This window comes from Geobacillus sp. Sah69 (genome assembly GCF_001414205.1).
In the GTDB taxonomy this organism is placed as follows: domain Bacteria; phylum Bacillota; class Bacilli; order Bacillales; family Anoxybacillaceae; genus Geobacillus; species Geobacillus stearothermophilus.
In genome coordinates this window covers 15,114-32,050 of the sequence record NZ_LLKS01000051.1, presented here as the reverse complement: position 1 = coordinate 32,050, position 16,937 = coordinate 15,114, and the positions used below count along the sequence as shown (strand labels likewise).

12 protein-coding genes and 2 pseudogenes are annotated in these 16,937 nt (G+C 54.0%); 12 read left to right on the top strand and 2 right to left on the bottom strand.

Annotation, left to right across the window (positions count from 1 at the left end; all coding sequences use genetic code 11):
• Positions 1-409: 409 nt before the first annotated feature.
• Both mutL and AP057_RS12315 read left to right on the top strand, forming a co-directional pair.
• Complete coding sequence (gene mutL, locus AP057_RS12320) at positions 410-2,302, top strand: DNA mismatch repair endonuclease MutL (RefSeq protein WP_055358874.1); 1,893 nt, start codon at positions 410-412, stop codon at positions 2,300-2,302.
• A 208-nt stretch (positions 2,303-2,510) separates the two neighbouring features.
• Positions 2,511-3,536, top strand: a complete 1,026-nt coding sequence (locus AP057_RS12315) for a LysM peptidoglycan-binding domain-containing protein (protein WP_055358873.1) — start codon at positions 2,511-2,513, stop codon at positions 3,534-3,536.
• A gap of 227 nt (positions 3,537-3,763) precedes the next feature.
• Here the strand turns inward: AP057_RS12315 and AP057_RS12310 are convergent, their stop codons facing one another.
• Positions 3,764-5,284, bottom strand: a complete 1,521-nt coding sequence (locus AP057_RS12310; RefSeq protein WP_055358872.1) for a BCCT family transporter — start codon at positions 5,282-5,284, stop codon at positions 3,764-3,766.
• Between the two features lie 193 nt (positions 5,285-5,477).
• Here AP057_RS12310 and AP057_RS12305 point away from each other — a divergent pair, with 193 nt between their 5' ends.
• The 7 genes and pseudogenes from AP057_RS12305 (at position 5,478) to AP057_RS12275 (ending at position 12,727) form a co-directional block, all read left to right on the top strand.
• Positions 5,478-6,827, top strand: a complete 1,350-nt coding sequence (locus AP057_RS12305) for an MDR family MFS transporter (protein WP_055358871.1) — start codon at positions 5,478-5,480, stop codon at positions 6,825-6,827.
• A gap of 211 nt (positions 6,828-7,038) precedes the next feature.
• Positions 7,039-8,733 (top strand): annotated as a pseudogene (locus AP057_RS12300) (methyl-accepting chemotaxis protein).
• 193 nt (positions 8,734-8,926) lie between these two features.
• Entirely contained in the window at positions 8,927-9,874 is a 948-nt protein-coding gene (gene miaA / locus AP057_RS12295; protein WP_033017285.1) for a tRNA (adenosine(37)-N6)-dimethylallyltransferase MiaA, read from the top strand.
• 34 nt (positions 9,875-9,908) lie between these two features.
• Positions 9,909-10,136: an RNA chaperone Hfq gene (gene hfq / locus AP057_RS12290; RefSeq protein ID WP_011230812.1), complete on the top strand. Its 228-nt coding sequence runs from the start codon at positions 9,909-9,911 to the stop codon at positions 10,134-10,136.
• Positions 10,137-10,471: 335 nt separating this feature from the next.
• Positions 10,472-11,404 carry a stage V sporulation protein K gene (gene spoVK, locus AP057_RS12285; RefSeq protein WP_049624714.1) on the top strand — a complete coding sequence of 311 codons (933 nt, stop codon included), beginning with the start codon at positions 10,472-10,474 and terminating at the stop codon, positions 11,402-11,404.
• A gap of 89 nt (positions 11,405-11,493) precedes the next feature.
• Positions 11,494-11,670 (top strand): annotated as a pseudogene (locus AP057_RS17095) (hypothetical protein); the annotation flags it as partial.
• A gap of 178 nt (positions 11,671-11,848) precedes the next feature.
• A complete protein-coding gene (locus tag AP057_RS12275; protein WP_055358870.1) occupies positions 11,849-12,727 on the top strand; it encodes a DMT family transporter in 879 nt (292 codons plus the stop codon).
• 417 nt (positions 12,728-13,144) lie between these two features.
• On the opposite strand, the gene AP057_RS12270 is transcribed toward AP057_RS12275, so the two are convergent.
• Positions 13,145-13,762, bottom strand: coding sequence for a trimeric intracellular cation channel family protein (locus tag AP057_RS12270; protein ID WP_033017292.1), 618 nt, complete (start codon positions 13,760-13,762; stop codon positions 13,145-13,147).
• A 160-nt stretch (positions 13,763-13,922) separates the two neighbouring features.
• Here AP057_RS12270 and hflX point away from each other — a divergent pair, with 160 nt between their 5' ends.
• From hflX to AP057_RS12255, 3 genes are all read left to right on the top strand, one after another.
• Entirely contained in the window at positions 13,923-15,170 is a 1,248-nt protein-coding gene (gene hflX / locus AP057_RS12265; protein ID WP_033017294.1) for a GTPase HflX, read from the top strand.
• Between the two features lie 13 nt (positions 15,171-15,183).
• Entirely contained in the window at positions 15,184-16,455 is a 1,272-nt protein-coding gene (locus tag AP057_RS12260) for a methionine gamma-lyase family protein (RefSeq protein WP_033017295.1), read from the top strand.
• Positions 16,456-16,531: 76 nt separating this feature from the next.
• Entirely contained in the window at positions 16,532-16,933 is a 402-nt protein-coding gene (locus tag AP057_RS12255; protein ID WP_033017296.1) for a MerR family transcriptional regulator, read from the top strand.
• Positions 16,934-16,937 lie beyond the last annotated feature (4 nt).

Below are 16,937 nucleotides of genomic sequence, written 5' to 3'. Positions count from 1 at the left end.
GGGCGGCCTAAGGCCTCCCCCCTGCGAACGGAAGAATCGTTGGACAACGAGATGACACCGGAGAAGCTGGCGTGATTTCATCCATTCGACCTTGAGTCCCTAAAGGAGCTTGGCCGGCCTCCGCCTGATGACGAGACCGAACGAGGGAATGTTGGCGCGAAGACGCCCGGAGACATGGGAGGGTTCGTCCTCATCAGCGACGCGGAGATCCAAAGGGTGCATCGAATATGCTTCCCCCCCGCGGCAGGAAAATATAACCAGCCGTGGCCGCGAAGCGCACCCTAGGTCTGTAAAATATCCACAAAACTGAAAAAGGATGTAAGGGATTTTGTCGAAAAATATTTTTTGGACACCCCTGAGAGGCCGAAAAGCCTTGATAGATCAACATTTCTAGAGGGAGGGAGGCCCGATGGGACGCATCCGCAAGCTCGATGACCTGCTGGCAAACAAAATCGCCGCCGGCGAGGTCGTCGAGCGGCCGGCTTCGGTCGTCAAGGAGTTGGTGGAAAACGCCATTGATGCCCATAGTACGGTCATCAACATCGAGCTTGAAGAGGCGGGAATGGCGAAAATCCGCGTCATCGACAACGGCGATGGCATGGAGGAAGACGACTGCTTGCTCGCTTTTGAACGTCATGCGACAAGCAAAATTCACAACGAGCACGATTTGTTCCGCATCCGCACGCTCGGGTTCCGCGGTGAGGCGCTGCCGAGCATCGCTTCTGTATCCGAAGTGGAGCTGACGACCGGCACGGGCAGCGGACCGGGAACGAAGCTTGTGCTTCAAGGCGGCGCACTCGTCTCCCGCGAGCGGGCGGCGGGGCGTAAAGGGACGGATATTACCGTATCGAACTTGTTTTTCAACACCCCAGCGCGCTTGAAATATATGAAAACGATCCACACCGAGCTCGGCCATGCGGCCGACGTCGTCAACCGGCTGGCGCTCGCCCATCCGGACGTATCATTTCGCCTCCGCCACCAGGGCAAAACATTGCTTGCCACCAATGGCAGCGGCGATGTCCGGCACGTGCTCGCCGCTATTTACGGCGCCGAGACGGCGAGACAAATGATCCCCATCGAAGCGGAATCGCTCGATTTTACCGTTCGCGGCTACATTTCGCCGCCGGACGTGACGCGCGCCTCGCGCAACTACATCTCGCTTGTTGTCAATGGCCGCTATGTGCGCAGCGTGCCGCTCATAAAAGCGATTGAAGCCGGCTACCATACGCTCTTGCCGATCGGCCGCTATCCGATTGTGTTTTTATCCATTGAAATGGATCCGGTGCTTGTCGATGTCAACGTCCATCCGGCAAAGCTCGAAGTCCGCTTTAGCAAGGAAGCAGAGCTGAATGAGCTCGTCACAGACGCCATCCGCCAGGCATTTCGCGAGCGGACGCTCATTCCGTCCGTATCGGCCGACAGCAAGCTGGCAAAACCAAAGGCGGAGCAGGCGGCTTGGACGTTCACTCATCGCGTCCGCGAGCCGTCTGTCTTATCGAGCGACATCGGCGACGGGGAAGATGCGACCACCCCTTTTGCGCCGCTAACCGGTGACGCACCGGCTGAGCGGCCATCCGCGGCTGTGCGGACGGATGAATGGGGAATACCGGACGAACATGGGCCCGCTTTCGAGCGAAAGCAGGAGGAAGAGGTGGGAGAAGAACGGCGTGCCCTCCGCTTGCCGACAGATGGGCAAGCGGAAGATAAAGCGGCGGCCGATCGCCTGCCGCCGCTTTATCCGATTGGACAATTGCATGGGACGTACATTTTGGCGGAGAACGAACATGGGCTGTATATGATCGATCAGCATGCGGCTCAAGAGCGGATCAACTATGAATATTTCCGGGAAAAACTCGGCGAAGCCACGAAGGAAGTGCAGGAGCTGCTCGTTCCGTTGATGTTTGAATATCCAGCCGACGAGTACGAGCGGATCGCCGCCTGCCGCAATGAGCTGGCGCGCTGCGGCGTGTTTCTTGAGCCGTTTGGGCCGCGGGCGTTTCTCGTTCGCTCCCATCCGACGTGGTTTCCGAAAGGGAGAGAAAGGGAAATCATCGAGGAAATGATCGAACAAGTGTTGGCGGCCAAAACGGTCGACATCAAGCAATTGCGCGAACAAGCGGCGATCTTAATGAGCTGCAAGCGCGCCATTAAAGCAAACCAACATTTGCGCCAGGATGAACTGTTCGCTTTGCTTGAGGCGCTGCGGCAGACGACGGACCCATTTACTTGTCCCCACGGCCGGCCGATCATCGTTCATTTTTCGACATATGAAATTGAAAAACTATTTAAACGGGTGATGTAGCCTGCGCCCCCTTTGTGCGACAAAGGGGGCGCTTTTTGTAATCGTTTTGTAATCTACTTTTATTCTTTCTGTTACAGACGGATTGCTTTGATTTTACTATAATGGCTCATGTGTAGGAATACGTGGTGAATTTTGTAGAGTGATAGCGAATTTTGTATAAACATGGATACATAAAGATGGATACATCGACGTCATAGGGGGATGCAGCATGAAAAAAACGGTTATATTGACAAGCACGTTGATCGGTTCCTTGTTGGCCGGCCACGCGGCATCGGCGGCGAGCTATACGGTGCAAAAAGGCGATACGCTTTGGAAGATTGCCCGGCAATCCGGCACGACGGTCGCAGCGTTAAAGCAAGAAAACGATTTGTCTTCGGATTTGATTTTTCCCGGACAAGTATTGCGCGTCAATGAACCAAATAAATCAAACGAATCTTCTTCGAATACATATACGGTCGAGCCTGGTGATACGCTAAGCGGAATCGCCCGCAAGTTTAGCACGACTGTGGATGCGCTGCTCAAGCTCAATCCAAGCATTACGAACCCAGACTTCATTCGCGCCGGGCAGAAGTTGCAAGTAGCAGGGGGACAGGAACGTTCCAATACATACAATGTGCAGCCGGCAGCCGTGCCGACAAGCGGCCGGTATATCGTGCAGGCGGGGGATACGCTGCTTGGGATTGCGAACAAGTTTCAAACGACGGTCGACCGTCTATTGGCACTGAATCCGCAAATTACAAACCCGAACACCATCCGCATTGGCCAAGCCATTAAAGTGGCGGGCGGAACGGCTGATGTCCGGGAGGCCAAGCAGCAGGTGTCGGCCGCCAACTCGGCTGCCACTGAGTCCTCCGCATCGCTTGCCGACCGAATCATCGATATTGCGGAAAAATATTTAGGGGCGCGCTATTTGTATGGAGCAAGCCCGTCGCGCACCGATGTGTTTGACTGCTCATCGTTTACGATGCGCGTTTTTGGCGAAGCCGGCATTTCGCTGCCGCGCACATCCATCGCTCAGGCGCAAGCGGGAAGAACGGTGTCGTTTGGCCAGTTGCAAAAAGGCGATCTCGTCTTTTTTGATACCGATTCGAACGGCACAATCAACCACGTCGGCATTTATGCTGGCAACGGGCAAATGATCAACGCCACCGTTTCGCTCGGTGTCACGTATTCATCGCTCACGTCCTCATATTGGAAAACGCGGTTTGTAAAAGCGGTCCGGGTGCTTAACTAACGGGATGCGTATGGACGTCGGCTTAAACATAACCGAATGCGGCGGAAGGCTGCTCGCATAAAGCACATTTGTGGCTTTGGCGGGCAGCCTTTTTTTATGCATCCCGTGCAAAGATGTTGCTTCAGCTGCTGATCGTCACAACCAAGGGAATCATAAGGCCTGTCAATCATTTCGTACATCCTATAATAAGAAAAGGTGTCCCGTTGCTTGAGGGACACCTTTGGTCATTATTGGATGGGTTTTTTCGCTTTTCGCGTCACTTCCTCCTGAAATGAACGGATAAGGGACAGAACGATCAAAATCATGATGATCGCAATCGGGAATGCAGCGATGATCGAAGCGGTTTGCAACGCTTGCAGACCGCCAGTCCACAGCAAGATCGCCGCAGCTGCCGATTGAATGATGCCCCAGACGAACTTGACCGAATTTGGCGGGTTTAAACTGCCCTTAGTGGTTTGCATGCCGAGCACAAACGTTGCTGAGTCTGCCGATGTGACGAAAAATGTGCAAATGAGCAAAATGGCAATTCCCGAGAGCAATGGAGCGAATGGGAAATGTTCGAATGTAAAAAACAGAGCTATTTCTACTCCTTTTTCATTCATTACCTCGCCAATGCCGGCATGTTGGAACTGCTCCAAATAAAGAGCTGAGCCGCCAAACACGGAAAACCAAAGGGCGCTGAAAATCGTTGGAACCGCCAAGACACCGATCATAAATTCACGGATCGTGCGCCCACGGGAAATGCGAGCAATAAACGTCCCCACAAACGGCGCCCATGCGATCCACCACGCCCAATAAAAAATGGTCCACACTTTCGGCCAATCATTTTGCTCGAACGGGTTGAGCCGGAAACTCATCGAGGGAAGATTTTGTAAGTACGTCCCGATCGTCGACGTGAACACATCCAAAATAAAATTCGTTGGACCGGCAAACAGCATGAACAACATAAGCAACAATGCGAGCGCAATATTGATGTTGCTCAGCCATTTTATGCCTTTGTTTAGGCCGGTTTGCGCCGAGAGCATAAACAGAGCCGTGACAACCACAATGATGAGCAGTTGTGTTGAAATAGAGTTTGAAATATTTGGGAACAACTGATGCAATCCCCCACTGATTTGAATGGCTCCCAGCCCTAGCGAGGTGGCGACGCCAAAAATGGTTGCGTATACGGCTAGCGTATCAATGGCTACACCGAGACCGCCTTCTGTCCGCGCTCCTAGCAACGGGCGCAGCGTGCGGCTGATGACCCCGGCTTCTCGCTTGCGAAACTGGAAGTAAGCGAGCGCCAAGGCAAGGACGCCGTAGATCGCCCATGGATGCAGCCCCCAATGGAAAAACGAGTAGCGCATGGCCAGACGGGCCGCTTCCGCCGTTGCCTCTTCTCCTGTTGGCGGCGTGTAATAGTGGGACACCGGTTCGGCCACTCCCCAAAACACTAACCCGATTCCCATTCCGGCGCTAAACAGCATGGCAAACCACGTCATATAGCTGTATTCCGGTTCTTCCCCGTCGCGGCCGAGGCGGATATTTCCGTAACGGGAAAAAATAAGAAACAAAGAAAACGCCAAAAACAACGAAGCGCTGAGCAAATAAAACCAGCCGAATTTATCGATCAGAAACGAGTGTACCGCGTTGCTGACCGCCTTTAAATTGTAGCGTGGCAGCAAAGACTCCGGAACGACTCCCCAAATAATAAACACAATGGCGATCACAATGGAAATAGAAAAGACGCTTGTTGTTTTTTTCATCTCATTCCTCCTTATTTGTACAATAATCTCATGAGGATCGTGTTAGCGGTTTTGGGGCTTTGCACTTTTAGGGTAACAAAATTCGACAATGAATACAAACGATCCAAATTTTTGACGCATATCATTTTGTGCCATGATTTTTTATCGTGTAAAATAAAATACTTGTAGTTTACCAAAAAAGGAGGTTATTTGTATGAGCAGCCGCCTGTCGGTCATGGTCAGCATCGTGCTGGCGATGCTCGTCGCGTCCATGGATACGACCATCATGAACACGACAATGCCGATCATCGCCAAAGAGCTTGGAGGGTTTTCTTTGTACGCCTGGGCGTTTGCGTCATACATGATTACAACGACCGTCCTGTCGCCGATTGCCGGCCGTCTGTCCGACCTGTTTGGCCGCAAAAACGTATTCAGCTTTGGCATCATTTTATTTTTGATTGGCTCGCTTCTTTGCGGTTTGTCGCAAAATATGGTGCAACTCGTCCTGTTCCGCGCCGTACAAGGGGTCGGCGCCGGGTTTATGATGCCGTTTCCGGCCATTATCGCCGGTGATTTGTTTCCGGTGGAAAAGCGCGGAAAGATCCAGGCGTTTTTTACCGCCATGTGGGGCATTTCCGCCGTCTTGGCGCCGCTTTTAGGCTCGCTGTTTGTCGAATACGCGACATGGCGCTGGATTTTTTATGTCAACATTCCCATCTGCTTGCTCTCGCTTGTGACGTTGTTTCCATATAAAGAAGTATATGAACCGAAGCGGGCGGCGGTTGATTATATGGGCGCGGTGCTGTTTGCGGCGGCGATCAGCTTGCTTTTGCTCGTCACCGTCGTTGCGCGGGGGCAATGGTGGTACGGGGCGGCCGGCGCGCTCTTACTTGTTGCGTTTTACTTTTTCGAAAAACGGCAGCCGTCTCCGCTCGTGCCGCTTTCACTTGTTCATCACCGCACGCTCAAATGGATGAACATTAACGGCTTTGTCAGCTGCGTCGCGCTGTTTGGCACGTCAAGCTACATTCCGCTCTTTTTGCAAAATGTTGCTCATTTATCGGTATTTATCAGCGGCGTTGCCTTGCTTGGCTCGTCCGTTGGCTGGATGATCGCCGCCGTGCCGGCCGGGAAATGGATTTTGCGCTATGGCTACCGTCCGCTTCTCATCATCGGCAATGTGCTGCTGGTTGCGTCCGGCCTGCTTCTGGCGCTGCTGAACGAAAGTCACGGATTTTGGTATGTTTTTTTCGTCATGTTTGTCCAAGGGCTGTCATTCGGGTTGACGTCGACCGTTGGGGTCATTGGCTCGCAGCAGCTTGCCGACGCTCATGAAAAAGGAATCGCGACATCCTTTTTTATGTTTTGCCGCAATATCGGCACGGCGATCAGCGTGACCGTCATGGGAGCGTTTTTGACGAAGGCGCCGACGTTTATGACCGGCATCCATCATTTGTTTTTATTCGGCCTCATTGGCAGCATCGCCGCGCTTGTCACCTCGCTTTTCATTCATGATGAAGCCGAAGCCGGCCGAAACACGTGGCAGCCGGAAGGAACGGCGTAAGGCGGGGAAGCGGCATGGGTGCGGCCTGTTTGCTCTTTGCGAGTTGACGGTGAAAGAGGAGGCTCATTGAGAAAATCCAGTTGATTTTCTCAATGAAGCAGGCCTTTTCATCAAAGATGGCAAAAGAGCCAAAAAAACCCTAAACATTGTCTGTGATCATCCGATAATGTAGATAGAACAACATACTGATTCACAGAAGGAGGATTTGCCAATGAACATGAAAATGACCGTGCGCAGAAAACTGCTGGCTGGGTTTGGCCTTGTCTGCGTATTGATTGTATGGCTAGTCGGCTTTTCTTATTACGAAATTTCCAAACTGAACGGTACATATACTGTCATTGACAAACGGGTGCCGAATCTCGTCAACGTCAAGGAGCTGGAGGTGCTCATCCACCGCCAAGTCGGCAGCATGCGCGGCTATTTGTTGACTGGCGATGAGACGTTAAGGAAAAACTTTGAAAAAGCGCATGAGGAGTACAAGAAAATAAGCGAAAAGCTTGCGGCGAAGCTGACGCGGGAAGAAACGAAACAGCAGCTTGCCGAGCTCGATTTGCTTGAACAGCAGTTTTACGAACTTGGGCAAAAAACGTTCGACTTAAAAGCGCAAAACAAACCGGAGCAGTACATCGCCCTTGTGACCACAACAGGGCGCGACTTAACAACCCAATTTGATGAAAAGGAGAATCAATTGGTCGCTCTCCAGGAGCAGGAAATGAAGGAAGCTAATGATAATGCGAGCGCATCGGCGGCTGCGGTCAAGCGGCTGATCATCATCGTCGGCTTGTTGACGGTGGCGGCTGGAGCGACCGTCAGCTATTACATCAGCCGCTCGCTTTCCCGCCCGCTATTGGTGCTGTCGGATGCGGCTGGTCGGATCGCTGCCGGCGATTTGACCAAGACGAAAACCGGCGTCCGCAACCGGGACGAAATCGGCGAGCTGGCCGCTTCGTTTGAACAAATGGCCCAAAATTTGCGCGAAGTGCTAAAGGAAGTGGCGCAAAACGCCGAGCAAGTCGCCGCTTCGTCGGAGGAGCTGGCAGCGAGCGCCGAACAGACGAGCAAGGCGACCGAGCAAATCGCCATGACGATTCAGGGCGTTGCTTCCGGCATGGACAAGCAAATGCGAAGCGTGGAAGAAACGTCCGCCGCGGTCGATTCGATGTCTGAGAGAATCGAGCAAATTTCCGGACGGGCGCAAAGCGTGTCCGCCATCGCTAGTGAGGCGTCGAGACAAGCGGCTGAGGGCGGGCAAACGATCGAGGCGGGCGTCGCGTAAATGAACAAAGTGAACGATACGGTCGAGCGGCTGGCTGACCTCATTAAAGGGCTTGGCCACCGTTCCGAGCAAATCGGCTCCATCATCGAAGCAATCCGCAATATTGCGGCGCAGACGAATTTGCTTGCGTTAAATGCCGCGATTGAGGCGGCGCGCGCCGGCGAGCACGGGCGCGGCTTTGCCGTCGTTGCTGACGAAGTGCGGAAGCTCGCCGAGCAATCGGCCCAATCGGCCCAGCAAATCGCGGAATTGATCGATGCCATTCAAGAAGAAACGGTCCATGCCGTCCAATCGATGGAGTCGGTCGTCAACGAAGTGACGGCCGGAACGAACGTCATTCGCGCCTCGGGAGAAATGTTCGCCCGCATTCGCGCCGCCGTGGACGAAGTTGCGGCGCAAATCCGCGACGTATCCACCGCGGTCAGCGACATGGTCTCTTCTTCGGAGCAAATGGTGCGCTCCGTCCGGCTTGTCGCCGACGTGGCCGAGTCGACATCGGCCGGTGCGCAGGAGGTGTCGGCGGCGACCGAGGAACAGCTGGCCTCGATGGAGGAAATTTCAGCTTCGGCCGCGTCGCTCTCGAAAATGGCGGACGATTTGCAGGCGATTGTCAACAAGTTTTCATTATGATGAGCGCCTTTTATGGCGTTCATTTTTTTCCATATGGTTATGGCGAAAGGGAAGAAAGGCGATTTTTCGCGCTGTCATGTATAAAACGATTTGTGGATGGAGAAAACGTATGAAAGAAATGGTTCCATGCACAGCTGTTTTTATGTATAATGATGGTTGACACAAGTCCCACAACAGAAAGCAGTGACGCGCTATGGCTGAGAAAGTCGCCGTCATCGTCGGGCCGACGGCGGTCGGCAAAACGAAGCTCGGCATCGCGTTGGCGAAAAAGCTGGGCGGAGAGGTCATCAGCGGCGATTCGATGCAAATTTATAAAGGGATGGACATTGGCACGGCGAAAGTGAAGCCCGATGAGATGGAAGGAATCCCGCATCATTTGCTGGACATCAAAGAGCCGTGCGAACCGTTTTCCGTCGTCGAATTTCAGCGGCTTTGCCGTGCGCTCATCACCGAGATTTCGGCGCGCGGCCGGCTGCCGATCATCGTCGGCGGCACCGGGCTGTACATTCAGGCAGCCCTTTACGATTACCAATTTTCCGCCGCCCCTTCCGACGAAGCGTACCGCCGGGCGCTCAAACAGCTGGCGGCCGAGCAAGGAGCCGAAGCGCTTCACCGGCGGCTTGAGGCGGTTGATCCAATAAGTGCGGCCCGCATTCATCCGCACAACATCCGCCGCGTCATCCGCGCCTTAGAAGTGTATCACTCGACCGGAAAGCCGTTCAGCGAGTGGCAGCAAGGGCAGTCAAAGCGGCTTTTGTATGAGGCGGCCATCGTTGGCTTGACGGCGGAGCGGGAGGCGCTTTACCGCCGCATCAACGAGCGGGTCGATGAGATGATCGCCGCAGGGTTGATCGAAGAGGCGAGGGCGCTTTATGACCGCGGCCTGCGCGACTGCCAGGCGGTGCAAGCCATCGGCTACAAGGAGCTGTACGACTATTTTGACGGCCGCGTTTCCCTTGATGAAGCGATTGAGCTGCTGAAACAAAATTCGCGCCGCTATGCGAAACGGCAGCTCACTTGGTTTCGCAACCAAATGCCGGTGAAATGGTTTGACATGACCGACGCTGGGCAGTTCGCCGCCAAGGTGGAGGAAATTTCTCGCTATGTAGCAGGAAAGCTTCAACTTGAAGCGAATATATAATTATATCCTTAGAGAGAAAAGAGGAGGACGTTTGATGAAAAATACGATCAATATTCAAGACCAGTTTTTAAACCAGCTGCGCAAAGAGGGCATTCAAGTGACCGTCTTCTTATTGAACGGCTTCCAACTGCGCGGATACATTAAAGGGTTTGACAACTTCACCGTACTTTTGGAAGTGCAAGGAAAACAACAGCTCATTTACAAGCACGCCATTTCGACGTTTGCGCCGGAGCGGAACATCCATTTTGAAACCGAACAGTAAGACCGACGGTACATGCGCCGCCGAAAAAAGGCGCCTTCCTTCGCGGAGGGCGCCTTTTGCCATTTCCCGTTTTCCTTCCGCGCCCGCTATTTGATCGACAAGCTCCTGCGTCACCCGAAGGGAAGTGAGGGACGAGGTGAATTCAGATGCGTAAACCGCCGCTTTTGTGAATAAACATATACAAACTTTTTCCGCTATAGCCGACCCGCTGTTCGTTTGGGCGATTGTCACGGATCGGCGGCGGCGTACGTATACTAGTAACGAAAAGGCAAGGCGTCAAAAGCCAAGTCGGAACGGGTGCGTATGGAAGAAAATGGTAAGCGAGGTGACGCCCCTTGTCAGAATTGACGATGAACAAGGCGAAAGGGCAAATCAACATCGTGTTGAACTCCAAAACGGTAAACCATTTAGTGAAAGAAGAGAGAAACGACTGGCTCGATGGCGAAGAGCATCAGGCGCTCCGCAATATTCAAAAGGAGCTTGATCAGCTGATCGGCCTTGATCATGTCAAAAAAATCATCAAGGAAATTTACGCCTGGCTGTACATCAACCGGCTGCGCAAGGAGAACGGCTTAAAGGCCAACCGCCAGGCGCTCCATATGATTTTCAAAGGCAATCCCGGCACCGGCAAAACGACGGTGGCTCGCTTGCTCGGCAAGCTGTTTTTTGAGATGAACGTGCTGTCCAAAGGGCATTTCATCGAGGCGGAGCGGGCCGATTTGGTCGGAGAGTACATCGGGCATACGGCGAGCAAAACGCGCGATTTGATCAAAAAAGCGCGCGGCGGCATTTTGTTTATCGATGAGGCGTATTCGCTCGCCCGCGGCGGGGAAAAAGACTTTGGCAAGGAAGCGATCGATACGCTTGTGAAAGGAATGGAAGACTATTGCGACGATTTGGTTGTCATTTTAGCCGGTTATCCGAAAGAAATGGACTATTTTTTATCGTTGAACCCAGGGTTGCCGTCGCGCTTTCCGCTGACGATCGAGTTTCCGGACTATACCGTCGAAGAGCTCGTGCAAATCGCCAAACAAATGCTGCGTGAGCGCGAATACGACATGACGCCGGAAGCGGAGCGGAAACTGTACATTCATCTCGAAGGGACGCTGGAAGCGACCGGCCGCCTCAAGTTCAGCAACGGCCGCTATGTGCGCAACTTAATCGAAAAAGCGATCCGCAAGCAGGCGGTCCGTCTTCTGCACGAAGGGCGCTATGACAAAAAAGAGCTGATGACGATCCGTGACCGCGATTTAGTGATTCATGCTTGAACGCTCTCCCACCTACGCTCACGCGTGGAAGTGGGGGTCTTCTCGGCGCGAGATGATAAAAAAGCCAAGGAGGCTCCTCTTTCTTTTTCTTGTCGAAAGAAAGAGGTCTTCCTTTCTTTTTTGTGCCGCAAAAAAGAGGATACAACATCGGCCGGCTCGCGGCGCTCGAAGCTGGCTTTCCGGTCGAAGTGCCGGCCGTGCAAATCAACCGGATGTGCGGCTCGGGGCAGCAGGCGATTCATTTCGCCGCCCAGGAAATCCGCGCGATGAGCTGGTTTCGTTTTGGCAACCGGATTTGACGGTTCCGCTCGCCCCTGTGTTTCCTCCGGAAGAAAGCGACGTCTAGCTGATCGAGCACCGTCTTGTTTGGCTGTTAGTTCTGAAAATAACGGCTTTGCTTTTGGAGTCAGCAGCAGAAAGAAGAACGCAAAGGGGATCGATGCCATGAAACAACCTGCTCTTGCTTCCTTGTATTTATCGCTTGCTGCCAGCATTTGGGGCGGGATGTACGTCGTGAGCAAATACGTGTTGGACTACATTCCGCCGTTTACGCTTGTCTGGCTGCGCTACGCCGTCGCCTTGATTGTGCTTGGTGCCATCGCCACGGCGAAACGGGAGCGCCCGCCAAAGAGCGGGCGCGACTGGGGGATGGTCATCGCAATCGGAATCATCGGCTATGTCGTTTCCATTTCGTTGCAGTTTGTCGGCACAAAATGGTCGAACGCCCATACCGCTTCCCTCATCACCGCCTCGACCCCGGCGTTTGTCGTTTTGTTTGCCCGCTGGCTGCTTGGCGAGACGCTCACATGGCGGAAAATGGCTGCGCTGCTACTGGCGACAGCGGGTGTCATCGTCATCGTCGGCTTAGGAGGCGGAGAAGAATCAACGTTTCTTGGCAACATTTGCTTAGTCGGCGCGGCGGTCACTTGGGCGCTGTTGTCGGTGCTCGTGAAAATCGCTTCGGCCCGCTTGTCCGTGTTTTCGATCACCACGTATGCCATTTTTGTGGCACTCATTGGCATGACGCCGATGATGCTCGCCGAAGGGCCGGGGCTTGCTGCGAGCCATTGGAGTGTTCCCGTCGCCCTTGGGGTGTTGTATCTTGGCGTTATATCGACAGCAGGGGCATTTTTTCTTTGGAACAAAGGGATGGAAATGATTGACGCCGGCGTCGGCTCGCTCTTTTTCTTTTTCCAGCCGCTCGTCGGCTCGCTCTTTGGCCGGCTGTTTTTACAAGAGCAACTCGATGTCTCGTTTTGGCTCGGCGGGGCGCTCATTGCTGCCGGCGTGGCCGTGGCGGTGCGAAGCGAGCAAAGCGCGTAAAGGAAAGCGTCAGCAAACTATATATAGACTCCCATGACAAAAAAATTTCGTCACCATCGGAAGGATGAAAAGACCTCTATGTTGAATTTTACAACTTTACACATTTTGGAGTTCGGGTATTTTCAGGATAGATGCAACAAAGAAGTTTAACATATCCTTGACAGAAAAGTGGTTTGCCCATTTTCGACTGACGGAGGCAAGCCACACGCTTGCCTCCGTCACGCCTTAGCGTGACGGAAGACCGAACAACGACTTGCTTCACAGACCCATTCATGGGTCTTTAAGCGGCGTTGTTCGGTCACTCGACAGTCGGATGCAATGACCGGCAAAGACGAAAAATGTTAAAGCTTTAAATTGCATCTATTATCAAAGCGAGGAGCCGTCTCTCTTTTCGTACGAATCAATTTTGCCGTTTTATCATGGCTCGCCCGCTGTTTCCCCAACCGCCCGGCGCGGCAGCTTCCAACCGTATGTGTAGGACAAAATGCGCAAAGCGGCGACGGCGATAAACAGCATATACAGCTCTACGGGCGAATCCGTCCATTTCAACCCGACGGCAAGGCCGGCCAAAATCGCCCAGGCGGCGTAAATCTCCGCATGCAGCACGAGCGGCTTCCGTCCGGCGAGCACATCGCGGATGATGCCGCCGCCGCTTCCGGTCAACACCGCGGCGACGATGACCGCGCTTAACGGATGACCCATGTTGACGGCATACAGCGCTCCTTGAATGGCGAACGCGGACAGCCCAAGGGCGTCAAAAAAGTTGCCCCACCGCTTCCACGGCGGCAGCATTTGCTTTGGGAACAAATACACAACTGTCATGGCCGCCAAAGCGACAAGAAAGAGCGGCTCTTGTTCCCATAACGCCGACACGGGAACCCCGATCAGCAAATTGCGCACCGCCCCGCCGCCAAAAGCGGTGACAATCCCTAAAATGTACACCCCAAGCAAATCGTACTCCTCTTCCATCGCGACGATCGCCCCGCTAATGGCAAAGGCGATCGTGCCGATGATGCTCAATACTTCCCACGTCATTCGTGCTGTTCCTTTCCGTGCGGTGTTCTTGTATCATTGTAGGGGCAAAAGCGGCGGAAAATCAATCATTTTTTTGGAACGAACTAGCAGACCGACGGTGGGATTTGGTATCATGAACGTAGAGAACATGTTCGCCGCGAGGGAAAGGAAGGGGGATGCCATGAGCCGTGAACAAGCGATCCTTGTCGGCTGCCAGCTCGCTGGTGTCGATGATGAACGGTTTCGCTATTCGATGGAGGAGCTCGCTTCGCTCGTTGCGACGGCGAACGGCGAGGTTGTGGCAGAGGTGACGCAAAAACGTGAAGCGCCGCACCCGGCGACGTATATCGGCAAAGGGAAAACGGAAGAGCTCGCCGCCCTTGTCAAGGAGCTCGAACCGGATCTTGTCGTTTTCAACAGCGAGCTTTCCCCAAGCCAGGCGCGCAATTTGACAAACCTGCTTGGCGAGGTGAAAGTGATTGACCGGACGCAGCTGATTTTAGACATTTTTGCCCAGCGCGCCCGCTCAAAAGAAGGAAAGCTGCAAGTCGAGCTCGCCCAGCTCGAATATATGCTGCCGCGCCTTAGCGGCCAAGGGGAGATGCTGTCTCGCTTGGGCGGCGGCATTGGCACGCGCGGCCCGGGGGAGACGAAGCTCGAGACCGACCGCCGCCATATTCGCCGCCGCATTGATGACATTAAGGCGGAACTGCGGCGCGTCGCCAAGCACCGTGGGCGCTACCGCGAGCGCCGGCAAAAAAACCAAGCGTTTCAAGTGGCGCTCGTCGGCTATACAAACGCCGGCAAATCAACGATTTTCAATCGGCTGACCGCCGCCGATTCGTTGGAAGAAAACTTGTTGTTTGCCACGCTCGATCCGTTGACGCGCAAATGTGTCTTGCCATGCGGCTACACGGTGCTTGTCACCGATACGGTCGGGTTCATTCAAGACTTGCCGACGACACTTGTCGCCGCGTTCCGCTCGACGCTCGAGGAAGTGACGGAAGCCGATCTATTGCTTCACGTCGTCGATTCGTCTCATCCGGATTACGTTGCGCACGAGCGAACGGTGTCGCGGCTGCTCGCTGAATTAGGGGCTTCTTCCATTCCGATGGTCACGGTGTACAATAAAAGCGATCAAAAAGCGTCGGAATTCATTCCGACAACGACTGCTTCCATCATGATCAGCGCGCTTTCCGCCGCCGACATTGACCGGCTCCACTATTTTCTTGAAGAGGCGGTGAAACAGCAAATGGCCCGTTACGACGTGTCGATCCCAAGCGGTGAAGGAAAATTGCTCGCTCGGTTAAAATCGGACACCATTTTGCACGAATGGCATTATAATGAACAGGGAGGCACGTACGACTGCCAAGGGTACGTGCTGCCGACGCACCCCTTGTATGGGGAGCTGCAATCATTCCAACGGTAGAAAGGGTTCATCTATGTTTTGGACACAATGGAGACACGGAGAAACCATCGCTCTTCTCATCGAGGAAATCGAAGCACAAATCGCGCCGATTCACCGCCGCATCGATGAACTGGTCGACGTCAACCAATACCGCGTGCTTGAGAGCTTCCGTCGCCATCAAGTGAGCGACGCCCACTTCATTCCGTCAACCGGTTATGGATATGACGATGCGGGCCGCGATACGCTCGATCGCATTTTCGCTGATGTGTTTGGAGCGGAAGAGGGGCTTGTGCGCCCGCAAATCATTTCCGGCACGCACGCGATTGCGATCGCGCTGTTTGGCGTGTTGCGCCCGGGCGATGAATTGCTTTACATCACGGGCGCTCCGTACGATACGCTTGAGGAAATCGTCGGCGTCCGCGGCCGCGGCGTCGGCTCGCTGAAAGAGTTTGGCATTCGTTATCGCAGTGTGCCGCTCACAGCGGAAGGGATGGTCGATTTTCCGGCCGTTCGCGAAGCGATCCATGAGCGGACGAAAATGATCGGCATTCAACGTTCGCGCGGCTATGCGGACCGGCCGTCGTTTACTGTCGAAGAGATCGGCGACATGATTGCATTCGTCAAGTCGATCAAACCGGATGTCGTCGTGTTTGTCGACAATTGCTACGGAGAATTCGTCGAGGAGAAAGAGCCATGCCATGTCGGCGCCGATTTGATGGCCGGCTCGCTCATTAAAAACCCGGGAGGGGGCTTGGCGAAAACGGGCGGCTACATTGTCGGCAAGCGGGAATATGTGGAGGCGTGCGCCTATCGGATGACCTCGCCGGGCATTGGAGCGGAAGTCGGTCCGTCGCTTTACAGCTTGCCGGATATGTATCAAGGCTTTTTCCTTGCGCCGCACACCGTGGGTCAGGCGCTCAAGGGGGCGGTTTTTACGGCGGCGATGCTCGAGCGGATCGGACTAAAAACCTCGCCATCGTGGAAGGCGAAGCGCACGGATTTGGTTCAGTCCGTCCGTTTTGACGATCCGGAACAAATGGTGGCGTTTTGCCAAGCGATTCAGGCTTCCTCCCCGGTCAACGCTCATTTCACTCCGTATCCGAGCGACATGCCCGGCTATGAAGACAAAGTGATCATGGCCGCCGGCACGTTCGTGCAGGGCGCGAGCATCGAGCTGACGGCAGACGGGCCGCTGCGGCCCCCATATGTCGCCTACGTGCAAGGCGGGCTGACGTATTCACACGTCAAAATCGCCATTTGTTCAGCCGTCCACCGTCTGCTTGAGCAACAGCTCATTTGTTTGTGAGAAAATATGACGCATCATTGACTGTTTTCTTGACATTATGGTAAAATGAAGGTATCAAAAGCGAGGAGGAATTGGCATGAGCAGTCATATTCGTCGTTCCATGCCATTGTTTCCGATTGGGATTGTGATGCAGCTGACCGACTTGTCGGCTCGGCAAATCCGCTATTATGAAGAGCACGGTCTCGTTTCGCCAGCGCGCACTGAAGGCAACCGGAGGCTGTTTTCGCTCAATGACATTGACCGCTTGCTGGAAATTAAAGATTTGATCGACCAAGGCGTCAACTTGGCGGGCATTAAACAAATTTTTGCCGCGCGGGAGGAAGGACGCCACCAGCAGGCGGAGAAAGTCGAAAAAGTAGGAAAACCGAAGCTGTCGGACGAAGAACTGCGCGAAATTTTGCGGAATGAATTGCTGCAGGCCGGGCGGTTCCAGCGCGCGTCGCTTCGCCAAGGAGATCTCGCTCGCTTCTTTCATTAATGAC

Excerpts from the sequence above, each read along its gene's own strand:
- mutL (WP_055358874.1), top strand. The coding sequence starts at position 410 with ATGGGACGCATCCGCAAGCTCGATGACCTGCTGGCAAACAAAATCGCC.
- AP057_RS12315 (WP_055358873.1), top strand. The coding sequence starts at position 2,511 with ATGAAAAAAACGGTTATATTGACAAGCACGTTGATCGGTTCCTTGTTG.
- AP057_RS12310 (WP_055358872.1), bottom strand. The coding sequence starts at position 5,284 with ATGAAAAAAACAACAAGCGTCTTTTCTATTTCCATTGTGATCGCCATT.
- AP057_RS12305 (WP_055358871.1), top strand. The coding sequence starts at position 5,478 with ATGAGCAGCCGCCTGTCGGTCATGGTCAGCATCGTGCTGGCGATGCTC.
- miaA (WP_033017285.1), top strand. The coding sequence starts at position 8,927 with ATGGCTGAGAAAGTCGCCGTCATCGTCGGGCCGACGGCGGTCGGCAAA.
- hfq (WP_011230812.1), top strand. The coding sequence starts at position 9,909 with ATGAAAAATACGATCAATATTCAAGACCAGTTTTTAAACCAGCTGCGC.
- AP057_RS12275 (WP_055358870.1), top strand. The coding sequence starts at position 11,849 with ATGAAACAACCTGCTCTTGCTTCCTTGTATTTATCGCTTGCTGCCAGC.
- AP057_RS12270 (WP_033017292.1), bottom strand. The coding sequence starts at position 13,762 with ATGACGTGGGAAGTATTGAGCATCATCGGCACGATCGCCTTTGCCATT.
- hflX (WP_033017294.1), top strand. The coding sequence starts at position 13,923 with ATGAGCCGTGAACAAGCGATCCTTGTCGGCTGCCAGCTCGCTGGTGTC.
- AP057_RS12260 (WP_033017295.1), top strand. The coding sequence starts at position 15,184 with ATGTTTTGGACACAATGGAGACACGGAGAAACCATCGCTCTTCTCATC.
- AP057_RS12255 (WP_033017296.1), top strand. The coding sequence starts at position 16,532 with ATGAGCAGTCATATTCGTCGTTCCATGCCATTGTTTCCGATTGGGATT.